Here is an 18524-nt window from a genome sequence, read left to right on the forward strand (position 1 = left end):
GTGCAGGACCGCCACACCAGGCGCGATTAGCTCAGCGGGAGAGCACTACCTTGACACGGTAGGGGTCACTGGTTCAATCCCAGTATCGCGCACAGTAACCGGCCGGGGCCGTGATCCAAGGATCACGGCCCCGGCCTTCTGCGTTTCCGTGACCGCTGTCGCGGCCGGCGTGACTGCCGTTCCGCAGCGGGCCTTGGGGCCCGGGAAACGAAGAAGAGCCGTGTACGGACGCCCTCACCGACGTCCGTACACGGCATCTCCGCCTGCCGGGGTGCTCTGCGCACCACTCCCGCCCGTCCGCGGGTCAACGCGGTGCGCGGCCTTCCCCGGCGGCACTGGCTCCCCGTCCCCAGGGGATCAGTGCCCGTTCAGTGGCCGGCCGGGCTGGTGCGCCGGCCGGGATCACGGGTCGATCGGTCAGTGGGTGATCAGTTCGGCGACGGCCTGCGCCTGGTTCGCCATCTGCTCCCAGCCCCCGAAGAGGATGACCAGCAGCACGGCGCAGGGCAGGGCGATCGCCAGCGCCACCGCCGGGTGCCTGGTCGGCTCCGCGGCCTGGCGCTGGGTGAAGGCCGGCCGACGGCGGCGGGGTGACCCCGTGAGCTGCGATGCCATGCCCTCACTCCTGATTCCTGCGCCGCTCTGGTCGTGCGCTGCTCGTGCCGACCGACGGGTCTAAGTGGACGCGGTGGACGGCTTACCTCGGGGGACGAGCTCCCCGTCCACCGCTGAGGACAACGCTATGGCCCGAGGGGGTGGTCGGACGTCATGCCGTCGTACTGTTCTCCGGGCATCCCCGAGGATGACGCTCCGACTTGAGGAGTACTACCGAAGGGGGAGAGTCCCTCCACCGGACCCCCGGGGGAACCCTGAGAGCCGACCCCGAGAAGCGCTCCCGCCACCCCGCGCGCGACTGTCAGTGCAAGATCCGACAATCGCACGGAGGGTTCAGGTGTTGCGTATCAGCACACCGCAGCAGGCAGTCCGTAAGCTGTGCCCGACAGGAACTGACGATGCCCCAACCGACGGGGCCTCATCCACAGGCTGACGGGGAACGATGATGGCGATGATGCGGCTGAGGCGTGAGGACCCCCGCATCGTCGGGCCGTACCGGCTGCACCGGCGCCTCGGAGCCGGCGGCATGGGCGTCGTCTACCTCGGCTCGGACCGGCGCGGGCAGCGGGTCGCGCTCAAGCTGATCCGCGCCGAGCTGGCCGAGGACCTGGAGTTCCGCACCCGCTTCGCCCGGGAGATCGCCGCCGCGTCCAGGATCCGGGGCGGCTGCACGGCGCGGGTGGTCGGCTCCGACATCGAGACCGACCGGCCCTGGCTGGCCACCGCGTACGTCCCCGGGCCCTCGCTCTACAAGCGGGTCGGCGACGGCGGACCGCTGAGCTGGCCGGAGGCCGCCAGGATCGGCGCCGCCCTGGCCGACGGCCTGGTCAAGGTGCACGAGGCCGGGGTCGTCCACCGGGACCTCAAGCCGTCCAACATCCTGCTCTCGCCCCGCGGGCCGCGGATCATCGACTTCGGGATCGCCTGGTCCCGCGGCGCCAGCACGCTCACGCACGTCGGCACGGCGGTGGGCTCCCCCGGCTTCCTCGCCCCCGAGCAGGTCCGCGGCGCCGCCGTGACACCCGCGACGGACGTCTTCGCGTTCGGGGCGACGCTCGCGTACGCGCTCACCGGGGACACCCCGTTCGGCTCGGGCGCCTCCTCCGAAGTGATGCTGTACCGGGTCGTCCACGAGGAGCCCGACCTGACGGACGTCCCTCCGCAGCTGGCCCCGCTGATCCGGGCCTGCCTGGCGAAGGAGCCCGCCGAGCGGCCCGGGGCGGCCGCCCTGCACGAGAGGCTGAGCGAACTCGCGGCGCGCGGCACGGGCGACGGCCCGGCGCCGGAGCGGCCCGGCCGCGGGCCCGTCGGCCGCGCCGCGGCGGGTGCCCGGCCGAGCGCTCCCGGGCCCGGCTCGGCCGCCGGACCGGGCTCGGCGGGCGCCCCCGCACGCGGCGTCCCCGCGCCGGGGCGCGGACCCGACCCGGCGGGCGCCCCGCGTGCCCGCGCCGGGGCGGCGAGCCGGCCGGGCGGCCAGCAGCCCGTCGCACAGCACGGCGCCCACCCGGGTGCCCACCCCGGCGTCGCCCAGCGCCGGCCGCAAGGCCGGCCGGGGCAGGCCGCCACCGCGCCGATGCCGCGCCCCGAGGCCCACACCACCCGGCCGCTGCGCGAACGCCAGCAGACCCCGCCGCCGGGGCGCACCGGCACGCCCGGCGCCGCGGCGGGCCCCCGCGAGCGGGACCAGCGCCCGGACCGGCCGCGCGGGCAGGCCCGCGACCGGCAGCACACGCCCGTCCCCGGCGGCCGCCCGGCCACCGCCCGCCGGCGGTTGCTGCGGCAGCGGCTGGTGGTCTTCGTCACCGTGACGATCGGTGTGGCACTGGCGATCGCGGCGGCGCAGGGGTGCGAGAACCGGGACAACCAGAGCCTCGGTCCGGTCCGCGGCGCCGGGGCCACGGTCAGCGCCGGACCCAACGGGCCCGCCGGGCAGTCGGGCGCCGCCACGCAGGGGTCCGGGCTCTCGGCGGACGGCGCGGCGCAGTCCGCGACACCGCTGGCGGCGGCGGCCCACGGCAGCGTGGCGGGTGACGGCGCGCTGACGCCGCCGCAGGGCGCCGGGCCGGCGGTGGACTGGCCCAACCGCAGCTACCCCGACCCGGCGGGCGGCCCGGCGATCGCGCTGCGGGACGGCCGCTCGGTGGCTGGGGCGGGGCCCCAGGTCGCGCTCAGCGCCGTCCTCCCGGCCCGCTACAAGGGCGCGGCCGCGGCCCTGGTGGTGCTGCGCCGCGCGGAGGGCTCGGTGCCGGCCGACCTCGTCCAGCTGTTCGCCTTCAACGGGGACGCGCCGGTCGCGCTGGCGTCCCGCTCGTCCGCCGCCGATCCGCAGGCGACCGCCGCCTGGCGGCTCGACAACGGCGCGCTGGTCCGCGAGGAGCGGGCCAACCAGACCGGCGCGGTGGCCTCCACCCGCTACTCGGTGCGGTCGGACGGCACCATCGAGGAGTCCTGGCCCGGCGCCCCCACCACGATCGTCACCCCGCCACCCGCCGCCGCCCCGGCCCCGCCGACGGCCCCCACGGGCTGACCGGCGGGGCAGCCGACGCACCGGAAGTCGGCCGGGCCGACTTCCGGCACTCTCCCGGCCGGCTGAGGCGCTCACCGACAGCTCCGGTGGGGCGACCCTCGGCCACCCCCGAGCGCAGGAAGTCGGCCGGGCCGACTTCCTGATCCGCGGCTCAGGGTGTGGATGGCGTGGGCCCTCGGGGAGCCAAGGCGGTGCCCCGCCCTGATGAGGGCGCGGCGGGGGTGCGGGGTGCGGATCAGGCCGAGGGGCCGGAGGCGCGGGCCACGGTGAGGAAGCCGCCGGCGGCCGGCAGGTGAGACTGTCGCCCTGCGGGGTCCCTCGGCTGGGTGCGGGAGCGGGGGGCGCCGGGTCAGACCGGGGCGGTGACGGCGTAGAAGGCCACGGCTGCGGCGGCGCCCACGTTGAGGGAGTCGATGCCGTGGGCCATCGGGATGCGGACGGCGCGGTCCGCGGCGGCCAGCGCCCGGCGGGTGAGGCCGTCGCCCTCCGCGCCGAGCATCAGGGCCGCCTTGGGCAGCCGGTGCGGGGCCAGGGCGGCCAGGTCGACGGAGCCCTCGGCAGGGGTCAGGGCGAGCAGCTCGAAACCGGCGGCGCGCACGGTGTCCAGCGCGGCCGGCCAGGGCTCCAGCCGTGCGTACGGGACGGCGAAGACGGCGCCCATGGAGACCTTGACCGCGCGCCGGTACAGCGGATCCGCGCAGTCAGGCGAGAGCAGCACGGCGTCCATGCCGAGCGCGGCCGCGCTGCGGAAGATCGCGCCCAGGTTGGTGTGGTCGACCAGGCCCTCCAGCACGGCCACCCGGCGGGCGCCGGCCAGCAGCTCGGCGGCGTCCGGGAGCGGGCGGCGCTCCATCGAGGCGAGCGCGCCCCGGTGGACGTGGTAGCCGGTGACCGCCTCGGCCAGCCCCGGTTCGACCACGTGGACGGGGGCGTCGGTGTCGGCGATCACGTCCGCCATCACGTCCAGCCACTTGGCCGTCAGCAGCATCGACCGCATCCGGTACCCGGCGGCCATCGCGCGGCGGATGACTTTCTCGCCCTCGGCGATGAACAGGCCCTCGGCGGGTTCGCGGCGGCGCCGCAGTTCGACGTCGGTCAGGCCGGTGTAGTCGCTCAGGCGCGGGTCGGCGGGGTCGGTGATGGTGCTGGGTTCGGACACCCTGCGATCTTGCCAAGCCGGGGTGGAGAAGGCCAAACGGCCCAGGGCGGGATGTGCTTGACCTTGGCCTGTAGGTGTGTGGAGTGCAAATATGACGTATGGCCCGTTTTCCGGGCCGATCATGGGCTCCGTCGGCCTCTGGCACTTTCGGCTCCGCTACGTCGTCCCGTGCCGCTGGTACCGCCGGCTCCTCCGGTGGGCGCCCACACGGTCGGCAACAGCAGCCGAAGGACGCTCGGCCGAGACCGGTACAGCGCCGGTCGGTGGCCGGGCAGGTCTTCGCGCTGCAGGTACTCGTGGTGCTGCTGCTGGTCGCCGCCGCAGTGGTGGCGCTGGTGGTGCAGTCCCGCAACGACGCCCGGCACGAGGCGACCAACCGGTCGGTGGCGGTCGCCCAGACCTTCGCCAACTCACCGGGCATCGTCGAGGCGCTGCACTCCCCCGACCCCACCGCGGTCCTGCAGCCGAAGGCCCAGGCCGCGGCGCTCAACGCGGGAGTGGACTTCATCGTCGTCCTCAACACCGACGGCATCCGCTACACGCACCCCAATCCGGCGCGGATCGGTCAGAAGTTCGTCGGCGACTACGAGCCCGCGCTGCACGGGCAGGTGGTGACCGAGCAGGTCAACGGCACGATCGGACCTCTGGTCCAGGCGGTCGTACCGGTCCGGGCACCGGACGACTCCGTGGTCGGCATGGTCTCGGCGGGGGTCACCATCGCCAACATCAGCAGCGCGAGCGAGCGGCAGCTGCCCGTGGTGCTGGGCGCCGCGGCGGTCGCCATGGGGCTGGCCACCTGCGGGACGGCGCTGGTCAGCCGGCGGCTGCGGCGGCAGACCCACGGCCTGGGCCCGTCCGAGATGACGCGGATGTACGAGCACCACGCGGCGGTGCTGCACGCGGTGCGCGAGGGTGTGCTGATCGTGGCCGGCGACGGGCGGCTGCTGCTCTGCAACGACGAGGCGCGCCGGCTGCTGGCCCTGCCCGCCGACGCCGAGGGGCGGCTGGTGACCGAGCTGGGCCTGGACCGCGCGCCCGAGGAGCTGCTGACGGCCAACCGGCCGGTCACCGACGAGGTGGTGCTGGCCGGTGAGCGGCTGCTGGCCGTGAACGTCCGGCTGACCGACCGGGACGGCGGTCCGCCGGGCTGCGTCGCCACCCTGCGGGACTCCACCGAGCTGCTGGCGCTGTCCGGGCGGGCCGAGGTGGCCCAGCGGCGGCTGCGGCTGCTGTACGACGCCGGGGTGTCGGTGGGCAGCTCGCTCGACGTGACGCGGACGGCCGAGGAGCTGGCCCAGGTGGCGGTGCCGCGGTTCGCGGACTTCGTCAGCGTCGATCTGGCCGAGGAGGTGCTGGAGGGCGACGAGCCGCCGCAGGGCCAGCCGCTCGGACAGATGCGGCGGGCGGCGTTCAAGGGCGTCCGGGAGGGCTCGCCGTTCTATCCGGTGGGCACGGTGCTGGCGGTCGTGCCGTCGACGCCGCTGGCGGGCGCGCTGGACACCGGGGAGGCCGGGCTGGAGCCGCGGCTGGCGGAGGCGGAGGCATGGCGGGGGCAGGACCCGGAGCGCTCGGCGCAGGCGCTGGAGTACGGGGTGCACTCGCTGGTGCGGGTGCCGCTGCGGGCGCGCGGGGTGCTGCTGGGGGTGGCGCGGTTCTGGCGGGCGGACCGGCCGGAGCCGTTCGACGAGGAGGACCTGGCGCTGGCCGAGGAGCTGGTCTCGCACGCCGCGGTCTGCATCGACAACGCGCGCCGGTACACCCGCGAGCACGCGATGGCGGTGACGCTGCAGCACAGCCTGCTGCCGCGCAACCTGCCCGCGCAGAACGCGCTGGACGTGGCGCACCGGTACCTGCCGGCGCAGGCGGGGGTGGGCGGCGACTGGTTCGACCTGATCCCGCTGCCGGGCGCGCGGGTCGCGCTGGTGGTCGGGGACGTGGTGGGGCACGGCCTGCACGCGGCGGCGACGATGGGCCGGCTGCGGACGGCGATCCACAACTTCTCGACACTGGACCTGCCGCCGGACGAGTTGCTCGGGCACCTGGACGAGCTGGTGAACCGGATCGACCAGGAGGAGTCGGCGACCGGCGGGGCGGCGGCGGTCACCGGCGCGACCTGCCTGTACGCGATCTACGACCCGGTGACGCGGCGCTGCACGCTGGCCAGCGCGGGGCACCCGCCGCCGGCGCTGGTCGGTCCGGACGGCCGGGTGGAGTTCCCGGAGCTGCCGACCGGGCCACCGCTGGGGCTGGGGGTGCTGCCGTTCACGACCGCCGAGCTGGAGGTGGCCGAGGGCAGCCGGTTGGTGCTCTACACCGACGGACTGGTGGAGGACCGCGACCGGGACATCGACGAGGGGCTGGAGATGCTGCGGGCCGCGCTCGCCGGGCCGCCGCGCACTCCCGAGCAGACCTGCGCGGACGTGCTGGGCGCGATGCTGCCGGCCCGGCCGCAGGACGACATCGCGCTGCTGGTGGCGCAGACCCGGGCGCTGGCGTCCGACCAGGTGGCGGAGTGGGAGGTGCCGTCCGACCCGGCCGCGGTCGGCGAGGTGCGGGCGGCGGTGGCGGAGCGGCTGGCGCAGTGGGGGCTGGACGAGGCGGCGTTCGTCACCGAGCTGATCCTGAGCGAGCTGGTGACCAATGCGATCCGGTACGGGCGCGGGCCGATCCGGGTCCGGCTGCTCCGCGACCGGGCGCTGATCTGCGAGGTGTCCGACGCCAGCAGTACGTCGCCGCACCTGAAGTACGCGGCCACCACGGACGAGGGCGGGCGCGGGCTCTTCCTGGTCGCGCAGTTCGCGGACCGCTGGGGCACCCGCTACACGGCCGGCGGCAAGGTGATCTGGACCGAGCAGCCGTTGGAGTGAGGCCGGGCGCGCGGGTCGCGGTGCGGAGTGGGAAGTCGGCCGGGCCGACTTCCCACTCCTCGGTCGATCAGGCGCGCAGGGTTGATCAAGCGCGCAGGGTTGATCAGACGCGCACGGGTTGGTCAGGCGTGCACGGCGGGGGCCAGGACGTTGACCACGTCACCGATGACGATCACGGCGGGGGGCTTGATCCGCTCCGCCTCGATGGTGGCCGCGACCGTGGCGAGGGTGGCGTCCACCCGGCGCTGGGCCGAGGTGGTGCCCTCCTGGACGACCGCCACCGGGGTGTCGGCCGGGCGGCCGCACTCGATCAGCTTGTCGGCGATCGCGCCGATCTTGTCGACGGCCATCAGCAGCACCAGGGTGCCGGTCATCCGCGCGACGGCCTCCCAGTTGGTCAGCGAGCGCTCGTCGGCCGGGCCGACGTGCCCCGAGATCACGGTGAACTCGTGCGTCATCCCGCGGTGGGTCACCGGTACGCCGGCCGAGGCCGGCACGCTGATCGAGCTGGAGATGCCCGGCACCACGGTGACCGGCAGCCCGGCCTCCGCGCAGGCCAGCAGCTCCTCGCCGCCGCGCCCGAACACGTACGGGTCGCCGCCCTTGAGCCGGACGACGAACTTGCCGGCCTTGGCGTGCTCGATGAGCGTCCGGTTGATCGCCTCCTGGGCCATGAACCGGCCGTACGGGATCTTGGACGCGTCGATCACCTCGACGTGCTCGGGCAGCTCGGCGAGCAGCTCGCGCGGGGCGAGCCGGTCCGCGACCACCACGTCGGCGTCGGCGAGCAGCCGGCGCCCGCGCACGGTGATCAGGTCCGGGTCACCAGGACCGCCGCCGACCAGGGCGACGCTCCCCGTGCCCGGCCGCCCGGCGGCGCCCCCGACCCCGTGCGGGCGGTACTGGCGGGCGGCCAACGAGCCGTCCCGCAGGCCGTCCACGATGGCGTCGCGCAGGGCGGCGGAGTGCCTCGGGTCGCCGGTGAGGACGGCGACGGTGGCACCCGCGTCGCGGCCGCTGGCCGGGGTCCAGGCAGTGGCGGCGGCCGCGTCGTCGCTGCGGGCGCAGAACACCCGCTCGCGCTCCGCCTCGGCGCTGACCGCGGCGTTGACCGCCGGGTCGTCGGTGGCGACCAGCGCGTACCAGCTGTCGGCCAGGTCGCCGTCCCGGTAGCGGCGCTCGTGCCAGGTGAACTCGCCGGCGTCGGCCATCGCCTGGACGGCGGGCGTGGTGGTCGGCGATATCAGGTGCAGGTCCGCGCCGGTGGCGATCAGCGCGGGGAGCCGGCGCTGGGCCACGTGGCCGCCGCCGACCACGACGACGCGGCGGCCGGCGAGCAGCAGGCCCACCGGGTACGGGGTCCGACCCTCGGTGCCGGGGTGCGGGTTGGGCGCGGTCATGGGCAGGGCTCCTGAATCAACGTGAGGGTGCGGTGGGGGTACGGCGCGGCACCGCTCCGCGCGCCGGCGCGCCCTCGGGCCGGTTCACGGAGCGGTGCGGACGGTCGTCAGGCCTTCTCGGTGACCCCGGCGGAGTCGAACGTGGCTACATCGTGCATCGCCCGGGCCGCACTCTGCACCAGCGGCAGGGCCAGCAGGGCGCCGGTGCCCTCGCCGAGCCGCAGGTCGAGGTCGATCAGCGGACGCAGGCCGAGCTTGGCCAGCGCGGCCTGGTGGCCGGGCTCCGCCGAGCGGTGACCGGCGATGCAGGCGGCGAGCACCTCGGGCGCGATCGCCTTGGCGGCCAGTGCGGCCGAGCCGGCGATGACGCCGTCCAGGATGACCGGGGTGCGCAGCGAGGCGGCGCCGAGCAGGAAGCCGGCGATGGCCGCGTGCTCCAGACCGCCGACGGCGGCGAGGACGCCGATCGGGTCGGCCGGGTCCGGCTGGTGCAGGGCGAGCGCGGCGCGGACGACCTCGACCTTGCGGGCGTGCGTCGCGTCGTCGATGCCGGTGCCGCGGCCGGTGACCTCGGCCGGGTCCAGCCCGGTGAAGACCGAGATCAGGGCGGCGGAGGCGGTGGTGTTGGCGATGCCCATGTCACCGGTGACCAGGGCCTTGTTGCCAGCGGCGACGAGGTCGCGGGCGGTCTCGATGCCGATCTCGACGGCCTTGAGGGCCTCGTCCCGGGTCATCGCCGGGCCCTGGGTCATGTCCCCGGTGCCGGGCCTGACCTTGCGCGGCAGCAGGCCGGTGGTCCGGCCCTGCTGGATGGCGTCGGGGAGCTCGGCGGCGACGCCGACGTCGACCACGCAGACCTCGGTGCCGATCTGCTTGGCGAAGGCGTTGATCACCGCGCCGCCGGCCAGGAAGTTGCCGACCATCTGGGCGGTGACCTCCTGCGGCCAGGGGCTGACGCCCTGGGCGTGGACACCGTGGTCGCCCGCGAAGATCGCCACGCAGGCGGGCTCCGGGATCGGCGGCGGGCACTTGCGGGACAGCCCGGACAGCTGCGCGGAGATGATCTCCAGCATGCCGAGCGAGCCGGCCGGCTTGGTCATCCGCTTCTGGCGGTCCCAGGCCTCGCCGAGGGCCTTGGCGTCGAGCGGGCGGATGCCGCGCAGGGTCTCGGAGAGCAGGCTGTGCGGCTCCTCGCCGGGCAGCGCGCGGTTGCCGTACTGCTCCTCGTGGACGACCCAGGAGAGCGGGCGCTTCTTGGCCCAGCCCTGCTGCTGGAGCTCCGGCTCGTCCGGGAAGGCGTCGACGTAGCCGACGCAGAGGTAGGCGACGACCTCCAGGTGCTCCGGCAGGCCGAGCTCGCGGACCATCTCCTCCTCGTCGAAGAAGCTCACCCAGCCGACGCCGAGGCCTTCGGCGCGGGCGGCCAGCCAGAGGTTCTCGACGGCCAGGGCGGCCGAGTAGGGGGCCATCTGGGGCTGGGTGTGCCGGCCGAGGGTGTGGCGGCCGCCGCGGGTGCGGTCGGCGGTGACCACGATGTTGACGGGCGTTTCGAGGATCGCCTCGATCTTGATTTCCTTGAACTGCTTGGCCCGGCCCTTGGGGAGCGAGTCGGCGTAGGCCTCGCGCTGGCGCTCGGCCAGTTCGTGCATCTTGCGACGGGTCTTGGCCGAGCGGATCACGACGAAGTCCCAGGGCTGGGAGTAGCCGACGCTGGGCGCGGTGTGGGCGGCCTCCAGGACGCGGATCAGCACCTCGTGCGGAATCTGGTCCGGGCGGAAGCCGTTGCGGATGTCGCGGCGCTCGCGGATCACCTGGTGGACGGCCTCGCGGCCGGCGTCGTCGTAGCCGGGGGCGGCCGGACCACGCGGCTCGGCGGGCTCCTCCGCGGGCTCCTCGGCGACGGGCTCCTCGGTGACGAGGTCGGCGGTGACGGGGTCGGCGGCTTCGGGCTCGGCGGCTTCGGCGGGGTCGGCCGCCTCGGCGGGCTCCGCGGCCTCGGCGCTTCCGGCCTCCGCGTCGGGGGCGGCGGCGTCGGCCCCGGCGGCCTCGGGCTCGGTCTCGGCGGCCGGCTGCTCCGCAGGGGCGTCGGGGGCCTCTGGGGCCTCAGGGACCGCCGCGGCCTCGGGAGCCGCTTCGGGCTCCACCGGCTCCACCACGGCGGTGGGCTCGGCGACAACCTCCTCCGGGCCCGGAGCCGGGGCGGCGGCCTCGGCCTCCGCCGGGGCCTCCTGCGGCTGCTCGGGCTCCGCGACGGCGACGGCGACGGCCTGGCCGGACGGCATCTCGCCGGTGCCGACGGCGGTCTCGGCGAACTCCTCGGCGGCGGCCTCGACGCCCGTCCCGGCGGCGGCCTCGGCCGGGCTCCCGCCCTCGGCGGGGGCCTGGCCGTCGGTCACGACCGGCGCCTGCTCGACGGCGTCCGGCTCCTGGGCGGCCGGCACCGGCTCGGCTGCGGGCTGCTCGACAGCGGGCTGCTCAACGGCGACCGGCTCGGCGACGGGCTGCTCGACAGCGGGCTGCTCAACGGCGACCGGCTCGGCGACGGGCTGCTCCGGGGCGGTGTCCGGCACCGGCTCGGCGGCGGGCGCCTGGGCCTGCTCGGCGACCGCTATGGGGACGGCGTGCCGGCCCTCGCCCTCCGCGACGGCCTGGACCGGCTCGGTGCCCTCGACCTGCGGGAGGCCGTGCGGGGTCGGTGCGGCGAGGAAGGCGGAGATCCGGCGGGGCTGACCGGGCTGGGCGGCCGGCTGCTGCGGCGCGGCCTGGGCGGCGGCGGGCGCCTGCGCCTCGACGGCCACGGGCTCGGCGGCCACGGGCTCGGCGACAGCGGGCTCGGCGACAGCGACCGGCTCGGCGGCGACGGCCTCGGCGGGCAGGGCTTCGGTCTGCTCGGCGACCGGCACCGGCACCTGCTCCACGACGGCCGCGGGCTCCACGACGGCGTCGGCGGCCGGCGCCGCGACGGGCGCCTCCGCGATCAGCCCGGCGTCGGCGACCGGAGCGGCCACCTCCACCGCGCCCACCGGCTGCGCGGCCGGTTCGGCGTACTGCGGGGCCTGCGGGGCCTCCTGGACCGGCGGCACGGCCTGCGGCGGCTGGACCGGCGCCACCGGCTGCTGCGCCGGCTGGGCGTGCACGGGCGCGGTGGCCTGCGGCTCCGGCTGCCCGGCGAAGACCGGGATGCCGTGCGCGGGCGTGCCGCCCTGCGACGGGCCGCGGTCGGCGAGCGAGCGCACCGGGACCTGGCCGGTCATCAGCGAGGGGTCCGGGATCGGGGGCCCGGCGTGCAGCGGGCGACGGGGCTGCTGAGCCGCCGTCAGCTGGTCATGGCCCTGCGCCTGGAGCGGCGGCTGGACCTGCTGCGGCACCGCGGCCTGGAGCGGCACCGGCTGGACCTGCTGGGCGGCCGGGTCGGCCGCGCCGAGGACCGGCGGCTCCAGCGGCGGCCAGGACGGCTCGACCGGCGTACCGGAAGCGGCCTGCTGCTCGGCGCTCTGCTCACCGGGACCGGCCGCCAGCGGCTCGCCCCAGGAACCCTGCGGACCGGGCATCAGCAGGACGTCGTCCTCGTCGTCGAGGGGGTCCGGCTGGTCCGGCTGGTCCAGGAAGTGGAACGCGGGGCGCGGGGCGCCCTGGTCGACCCCCCAGCCCTCGCCCGGCGCCTGGACGCCGTAGCCGGGCACGCCGAGCGGCTGCGGCTGACCGCCGGGGCCCTGCGCGGGAAACATGCCGATGCCCTGGCCCACCGCTCCGGGCAGGCCGTTCCCCGGCGCCGCCGGGTTCGGGATCAGGCCGCCGTCCGGTGCGACGCCCTGCCCCGGCGCGACGGTGGAGACGCCCTCCGGGCCGCCGAGAGGGTCGGGCCCGGCGAGCAGGTGCTCCGGCAGTCCCTCGTTCGGAACGTGGCCGCCATCGGTCATGTCAAAGCTCCTTCCAGGCCGCTGCCGCGCCCTTGGCGACGCGATCACCGACCGCAGCGCCCATCCGCACGGGCCGGGCCCTGGAACCGGACCCGCCCCTCAACCACATGCGGCCGCCGCGCCGAGGCGCTGCGGCCGAATTCCTTCCGGCGCGCTGCGGCACCCCGGCCCGCGCACCACCCGGGTGGGGAGGCGCGCCATCTGAGACAACGACAAGGCGGGGCAACCGGCAACGACCGCACCGGACCCTACGGCATTCTCCAGGTCCGGCACGCGGCCCGTCGAATTGCCCACACTCCGAGCCGTTCCGGGTTGCACCGCGTCAAAAAGGCGACAAACCGACCGGATCGGGCGGGCCCCCGGACGCCGCAGCCGTCCCGGACGCCACACTACCGGCCCGGTGCCGTCACCTCTCGAATCGGTGTCCGGATGCGACCTGGATCACCGCCGGACCTCGGAATCGCCACCGGGGCGGCCGGGCGACGGCACCCGGTCTTCACACGATCTGCTCACCCCAGAGCAGGAGCACGCCGGGCTCGCCCGCCGCGAGCCCCAGGCCGCCGTCCGTCCCGACCGGGCGCAGCGGCGCGGACTGGAGCAACGCGCCGTCGGCGCGGTAGCCGGCCCCGGTGACGGCGCGGCGGATCTCCTCGGCCTCGGCGAGGGTGCGGGCCACCGCCGCGAAGCGCTCGGGTCGGCGGGCCAGGACGGCGCGCACCACGGCGATGCCGCCGGCCTCGACGACGGCCGCGTCGGGCTCCGGCAGGCCGCCGAGCACCTCCGGGCCGGAGCCGTGGACGGTCTCCACCTCGACGCCGAAGCGGCGGGCGTTGACCGTCAGCCGGGCGCAGGCGGAGCGGGAGGCCTCGACCGCGACGACGGCCGCGCCGAACCGGGCGGCCTCCACGGCGAGGGCGCCGCTGCCCGCGCCGACCGACCAGACCAAGTCCCCCGGACGGACACCCAGACGGGCCAGTACGAGGGCGCGCGCGTGCGCGGGCAGCGCCTCCGGCGCGCCGGGCGCGTCCTCCGCGCGCCCGGCGCCCGTGTAGGCGTCGCCGGGGAGCGCCCAGCCGCGGTCCGGGCCGGGGTAGCCGACCGGGCGGCCGGCCAGCCAGCCGGCCGCCTCGCCCACCGCGCCCGCCTGCGGACCGCCGCCGTTGCCGCCGATGACCAGCACCACGTTGGGGTCGCGCCAGATGTGGTCGGCGACCCGGTCGGAGGTGAGGACGGTGACGTCCTCCTCGGGGGTGCCGAGGGCCTCGCAGACCACGAAGGTGCGGTGCACCCCGCGCAGCATCAGGGCGAGTTCGCTCGGTCCGGCGCCGGGTGCGGTGAGCACGGCGACCTTGGCGTTGGCCCGGCAGATGTTGGCGGCCCGGCGCAGCCGTCCGCCGTGGGCGCTGACCACCTGGGCGTCCTCCCAGGGCATGCCGGCCCGGGCGAAGGCGACGGCGACCGAGGAGACGGCGGGCAGGACTTCGAGTTCGAGGCCGTACTCGGGGCGGCGCAGGGTGCGCACGACGCCGAAGAAGCCCGGGTCGCCCTCGGCCACCACCACGGCGGCGCCGCGGTGTTCGGCGATCCGGCGGGCCGCGAGCCCGACGTTGCCGAGCACGAGCCGCTCCGCGCTCGGGGGCACCGGGAGGGCGTTGAGCTGGTAGGGGGCGCCGGCCACCAGGGTGGCCGCGGCGAGTGCCGCGCCGGCGGCCTCGGTCAGCGGGGTGCCGTCCCACCCGATGACCGTGATCCGGTCAGCCATCTGCGGCCGTTCTCCCTCGCCTCGGTGCGCCGACATGCCGCGCCCGCTTACGGCGCCGTGGGAGAGGCTACCGGGTGCGTTCCCCTCGGCGCCGACTTCTCGCACACATGTCCGCCGTTCGTCGGCCGCCGCTCCCCCGCCGGTCACCGTGCGGCCCACCGGTCACCGTGCGCCGGCTGGTCACCGTGCGGCCCGCCCGGGCCCGGACGGCGGCGGGTCAGTCGCGCAGGACGTAGCGGTGGTCGTCGTGCCAGGCGCTCTCCGGCTCCGCCGGGTTCTCCATGTCCTCGGGGAGCAGGCTCCACAGGATGACGTCGCTGCGGCTCTCGGCCGCGCTCCGGTGGCCGGACGGCACCTCCGCGGTGTGCGTACCGGCTCCGACGGACTCGGCCGGTTCGCCGCGCACTATCCAGGCGCTGCGCAGCACGCCCTCGCTGATGGCGCCGACCTTCTGGGCGACCTGCTGGGCGGCGGTGTTGCCGGCGGCGGTGCGCATCTCCAGGCGCAGGAAACCGCGGTCCTCGAAGAGCCACTGGGCGGTGCCGAGGACGGCCTCGGGCGCGTAGCCCTCGCCGCGCGCCCAGGGGGCGGTGACGTAGGCGATCTCGGTGGAGCGCAGCCGCCAGTCGGTGTTGCGCAGCTCGACCAGGCCGACCAGGCGCTGGGTGAGGTGTTCGGTGACGGCGAAGACGATGCCGCGGCCGGCCGCCCGGTGGGCGGGGGCGAGGGTGCGGGCGAGTTCGGCGGCGTAGGCCTCGGTGAAGGGGTACGGGAGGTCGGTCCAGGCGAGGACGAGTTCGTCGGCCGTCATCGCGGCGAGGCCGGGGGCGTCGTTCTCCGCAAGGGGGCGCAGCAGCAGCCGCTCGGTGCTGATGGCGGTCTCGGGGAAGCTCGCTGCCATGCCGTCTCTCCTCGCCGGTCGTGGACACACCGTACGCCTCACCGGTACCCCGGATGTCGCGCGGTGCGCGGACCGCACGACGGTACGTCAGAACGCGGTCTGTCAGGGCGTCACTGGTGCATACTGCCCGACCGGGCCCCCGCCGAGGTGCGGCGGGGGCCCGGTCGTGGACGTGCGGTTCGGCGGTGCCGGCGGGGCCGCCGGTCAGAACGCCGGGATGACGGAACCCTTGAAGGTGTCGTCGATGTACTTCTTGACCTCGGCGGAGTGGAGCAGCTCGGCGAGCTTCTTGACCCGGGGGTCGTTCTCCTTGCCCTGCTTGACCGCGAGGATGTTGGCGTAGGGGTTGCCCTCGGCCTTCTCCAGCAGCAGCGAGTCGCCGGCGGGCTTGAGGCCGGCGTCGAGGGCGTAGTTGCCGTTGATCACGGCGGCGTCGAGGTCGTCGATGGAGCGGGGCAGCTGGGCGGCCTCCAGCTCCTTCCACTTGAGGTTCTTCGGGTTGCCGGTGATGTCCTGCGGGGTCGCGGCGGTGCCGACGCCGGCCTTGAGGGTGATCACGTTGTTGTCGGCGAGCAGCTTGAGCGCGCGGCCCTCGTTGGTGGCGTCGTTGGGCAGGCCGACGGTGGCGCCGTCCTTGAGGTCGCCGATGGCCTTGACCTTCTTCGAGTACACGCCCAGCGGCTCCAGGTGGACCGGCTCGACGGAGACGATCTGGGTGCCGTGCTTCTTGTTGAAGTCCTCCAGGTACGGCACGTGCTGGAAGTAGTTCGCGTCGGCCGAGCCGTCCTGCACCGCGGTGTTGGGGGTCACGTAGTCGGTGACCTCCTTGATGGTGAGCTTGAGGCCGGCCTTGTCCGCGAGGTTGTCCTTGACGAACTTCAGGATCTGCCCGTGCGGGGTGGGGCTGGCGACCACGGTGAGCGGGGCGTTCGGGTCGGAGGAGCCGGACGAGCCGGAGCTTCCGCAGGCGGCCAGCGAGAGGGCGATGCCGGCCGTGGCGAGGACGCTGGTGAACTTCAGGGCGTTGCGCACGAAAAGTGCCTTTCTGCGTGATACGGGGAGCCGGGTCCGGAATCGGACACCGGGAGGTCTAGAGGGCGACGAGGTCCTCGTCGGGGGCGGCCGGGGTCGTGCCGCGCGGGCGGAGCAGGCGGGTCCGGCCGCCGGTGCGCCCGCGGTTGGCGAGCCGGCCCACGGCCCAGTCGCCGAGCAGCTGCACCAGGGTCACGATGATCACCAGCTCCGCGACGATGATCCACATGAAGGCGGTCTCGAAGCGGAAGTAGCCGTAGTTGATGGCGAGGGTGCCGAGGCCCCCGCCGCCGACCACGCCGGCCATCGCGGAGTAGCTGATCAGCGTGATGACCGTGGTGGTGACGGAGGCGGTCAGGCCGGGCAGCGACTCCGGGAGCAGCGCCTTGCGGACGATGGTCCAGGTGGAGGCGCCCATGGCCTGCAGGGCCTCGACCAGGCCGCGGTCGACCTCGCGCAGGGAGGTCTCGACCAGCCGGGCGAAGAAGGGGATCGCGCCGATGGTGAGCGGCACGGTCGCGGCCTCCCAGCCGATGGAGGTGCCGACCAGCCAGCGGGTGAAGGAGATCAGGGCGATCATCAGGATGATGAACGGCACCGAGCGGACGATGTTCACGATCGCGCCGAGCACCTTGTTGACCGGCCGGTTCTGCAGCAGCCCGCCCTTGTCGGTGAGCACCAGCAGGACGCCGAGCGGCAGGCCGAGCAGGACGGTGCCGGCAGTGGCGACGCCGACCATCTGGAGGGTCTCCCAGGTGGCGGGCCACATCAGTTCCTGCATCTGGTCCCAGGTCATGCCACCGCTCCGCTCGCCTTGTCGATGCCGGTCGTGTCGAGCACGTCCACCTGCAGGCCCTGCTCGCGCAGGAACCCGATCGGCACCACGTTGTCCTGGTGGCCGCCGGGGAGTTCGACCCGCATCCGGCCGACCATGCGGCCGGCGATGGTCTCGACGGCGGCGCCGAGGATGTTGATGTCGATCTGGTAGGTGCGGGCGAGCTGGGAGACGAAGGGCTGGGCGGAGCTGTCGCCCTGGAAGGTGATCTCCAGCACGGTGCGGCCGGGGTGGCCGGTGCCGAACTCGCTGAGCGGGAATAGCTCGCGGGCGAGTTCCGAGCCGGGCTTGGCCAGCAGGTCGGTGAGCTCGCCGGACTCGACCACCCGGCCGCCGCGCATCAGGGCGGCGGAGTCGCAGACGGACTTGATGACGTCCATCTCGTGGGTGATCAGCAGGACGGTCAGGCCGAGCTGCTGGTTGAGGTCGCGCAGCAGCTTGAGGATCGAGCGGGTGGTCTCCGGGTCGAGGGCCGAGGTGGCCTCGTCGGAGAGGAGCACCTTGGGGTCGCCGGCGAGGGCGCGGGCGATGCCGACGCGCTGCTTCTGGCCGCCGGAGAGCTGGCCGGGGTAGCTGCGGGCCTTGTCGCCGAGGCCGACCAGGTCGAGCAGTTCGGCGGCCTTGCGGCGGCGCTCGGTGCGGTCCAGGCCGACGATCTCCAGCGGGAGCTCGACGTTCTGCTGCACGGTGCGGGAGGCGAGCAGGTTGAAGTGCTGGAAGACCATGCCGATCCGGCGGCGTGCCTCGCGCAGCTCCTTGCCGGCCCGGTTCTCACCGCCGGCGAGCGCGGTGAGCTCGACGCCGTCCACGGTGACGGTGCCGGAGCTGGGGCGCTCCAGCATGTTGACGCAGCGGATGAGGGTGGACTTGCCGGCGCCGCTGGTGCCGACGACTCCGTAGACCTCGCCGGGGCGCACGTGCAGGTCGACGCCGGCGAGGGCGGTCACCTCGCGGCCGCGGGAGCGGTAGACCTTGGTGAGGTCCGTGGTGGTGATCACAGCTGCTTCCGTGGGTCGGGGGCGGACGGCGTGGAGCCGCCGGACCGGGTTGCGGTCGGCGGGACGGACGGCGTCGCACCGGGGGGATCCGGACCTGCCACCCCTTGATCGTCGCCGCTGGGCGGCCGGGCCGCGCGACGGCGTGGCCCCAACGAGTCATCAGGGACGACCGCCGGCCCGTGGCCGGGCAGGCGGACGGAGCGGGTGGTGCTCCACAGGCTGGGGCGTGCTCGCACTGACGGGAGCAGGCCGGGTCTCGCTTCGGGGCGCGAGGGGGAGGGCCCCGGCCGACGGCCGGGGAGGGGACGGTGGCCCTCAGCGGTGACACATTCGACGACACATGGCGCGCTCACCTGCCGGCAGGGTGCCGGTGGGGGTCCATTTCGTCGTCGCAGTCATGTGAGCCAGTAAATCAGAAGGTTCGACTTCGTCCCAACTATTCGGATTCGCTGTCCGCAATGCGGACAGCAACCCCTGTGAGCTGCTGCGATTCACCTCGGCGCCGCCC

The 18524-nt window shown here is 75.2% G+C and carries 10 protein-coding genes, 1 tRNA gene and 1 pseudogene; 3 read left to right on the top strand and 9 right to left on the bottom strand.

Going from position 1 to position 18524, the window contains the following annotated elements:
• Nucleotides 1-20 precede the first annotated feature (20 nt).
• Nucleotides 21-92, top strand: a tRNA-Val gene (locus ABZ495_RS22655).
• 325 nt (nucleotides 93-417) lie between these two features.
• On the opposite strand, the gene ABZ495_RS22660 is transcribed toward ABZ495_RS22655, so the two are convergent.
• A complete protein-coding gene (locus ABZ495_RS22660) occupies nucleotides 418-615 on the bottom strand; it encodes a hypothetical protein (protein WP_329486846.1) in 198 nt (65 codons plus the stop codon).
• A 445-nt stretch (nucleotides 616-1060) separates the two neighbouring features.
• On the opposite strand from ABZ495_RS22660, the pseudogene ABZ495_RS22665 reads away from it, so the two are divergent.
• Nucleotides 1061-2467 (top strand): annotated as a pseudogene (locus ABZ495_RS22665) (protein kinase); the annotation flags it as partial.
• Nucleotides 2468-3491: 1024 nt separating this feature from the next.
• Here the strand turns inward: ABZ495_RS22665 and ABZ495_RS22670 are convergent.
• Nucleotides 3492-4301 (bottom strand): RNA methyltransferase, encoded by an 810-nt coding sequence (locus ABZ495_RS22670; RefSeq protein WP_359837718.1) that lies wholly within the window; start codon nucleotides 4299-4301, stop codon nucleotides 3492-3494.
• Nucleotides 4302-4399: 98 nt separating this feature from the next.
• Between ABZ495_RS22670 and ABZ495_RS22675 the strand changes: the two genes are divergently transcribed.
• Nucleotides 4400-7168, top strand: a complete 2769-nt coding sequence (locus ABZ495_RS22675; RefSeq protein ID WP_359837720.1) for a SpoIIE family protein phosphatase — start codon at nucleotides 4400-4402, stop codon at nucleotides 7166-7168.
• 122 nt (nucleotides 7169-7290) lie between these two features.
• Here the strand turns inward: ABZ495_RS22675 and cobA are convergent, their stop codons facing one another.
• The 7 genes from cobA to ABZ495_RS22710 form a co-directional block, all read right to left on the bottom strand.
• Nucleotides 7291-8568, bottom strand: coding sequence for a uroporphyrinogen-III C-methyltransferase (gene cobA / locus ABZ495_RS22680; protein ID WP_359837723.1), 1278 nt, complete (start codon nucleotides 8566-8568; stop codon nucleotides 7291-7293).
• A 107-nt stretch (nucleotides 8569-8675) separates the two neighbouring features.
• Nucleotides 8676-12488 (bottom strand): nicotinate-nucleotide--dimethylbenzimidazole phosphoribosyltransferase, encoded by a 3813-nt coding sequence (gene cobT / locus ABZ495_RS22685; RefSeq protein WP_359837724.1) that lies wholly within the window; start codon nucleotides 12486-12488, stop codon nucleotides 8676-8678.
• Between the two features lie 496 nt (nucleotides 12489-12984).
• A complete protein-coding gene (cbiE, locus tag ABZ495_RS22690) occupies nucleotides 12985-14250 on the bottom strand; it encodes a precorrin-6y C5,15-methyltransferase (decarboxylating) subunit CbiE (RefSeq protein WP_359807300.1) in 1266 nt (421 codons plus the stop codon).
• A gap of 217 nt (nucleotides 14251-14467) precedes the next feature.
• Nucleotides 14468-15151: a GNAT family N-acetyltransferase gene (locus ABZ495_RS22695; RefSeq protein ID WP_359807297.1), complete on the bottom strand. Its 684-nt coding sequence runs from the start codon at nucleotides 15149-15151 to the stop codon at nucleotides 14468-14470.
• Between the two features lie 204 nt (nucleotides 15152-15355).
• Nucleotides 15356-16183, bottom strand: coding sequence for a MetQ/NlpA family ABC transporter substrate-binding protein (locus ABZ495_RS22700; RefSeq protein ID WP_329486853.1), 828 nt, complete (start codon nucleotides 16181-16183; stop codon nucleotides 15356-15358).
• A 58-nt stretch (nucleotides 16184-16241) separates the two neighbouring features.
• Nucleotides 16242-16979, bottom strand: coding sequence for a methionine ABC transporter permease (locus ABZ495_RS22705; RefSeq protein WP_329486854.1), 738 nt, complete (start codon nucleotides 16977-16979; stop codon nucleotides 16242-16244).
• Nucleotides 16976-18016 carry an ATP-binding cassette domain-containing protein gene (locus tag ABZ495_RS22710; RefSeq protein ID WP_329486855.1) on the bottom strand — a complete coding sequence of 347 codons (1041 nt, stop codon included), beginning with the start codon at nucleotides 18014-18016 and terminating at the stop codon, nucleotides 16976-16978. The genes ABZ495_RS22705 and ABZ495_RS22710 overlap by 4 nt, the downstream gene beginning before the upstream one ends.
• Nucleotides 18017-18524 lie beyond the last annotated feature (508 nt).

The sequence above is a fragment of the Kitasatospora sp. NPDC005748 genome (genome assembly GCF_040630735.1).
Taxonomy (GTDB): Bacteria; Actinomycetota; Actinomycetes; order Streptomycetales; family Streptomycetaceae; genus Kitasatospora.

Bases quoted from the DNA above. Each gene is read 5' to 3' on its own strand.
- ABZ495_RS22660 (WP_329486846.1), bottom strand. From the start codon at position 615: ATGGCATCGCAGCTCACGGGGTCACCCCGCCGCCGTCGGCCGGCCTTC.
- ABZ495_RS22695 (WP_359807297.1), bottom strand. From the start codon at position 15,151: ATGGCAGCGAGCTTCCCCGAGACCGCCATCAGCACCGAGCGGCTGCTG.
- cbiE (WP_359807300.1), bottom strand. From the start codon at position 14,250: ATGGCTGACCGGATCACGGTCATCGGGTGGGACGGCACCCCGCTGACC.
- ABZ495_RS22675 (WP_359837720.1), top strand. From the start codon at position 4,400: ATGGCCCGTTTTCCGGGCCGATCATGGGCTCCGTCGGCCTCTGGCACT.
- ABZ495_RS22705 (WP_329486854.1), bottom strand. From the start codon at position 16,979: ATGACCTGGGACCAGATGCAGGAACTGATGTGGCCCGCCACCTGGGAG.
- cobA (WP_359837723.1), bottom strand. From the start codon at position 8,568: ATGACCGCGCCCAACCCGCACCCCGGCACCGAGGGTCGGACCCCGTAC.
- cobT (WP_359837724.1), bottom strand. From the start codon at position 12,488: ATGACCGATGGCGGCCACGTTCCGAACGAGGGACTGCCGGAGCACCTG.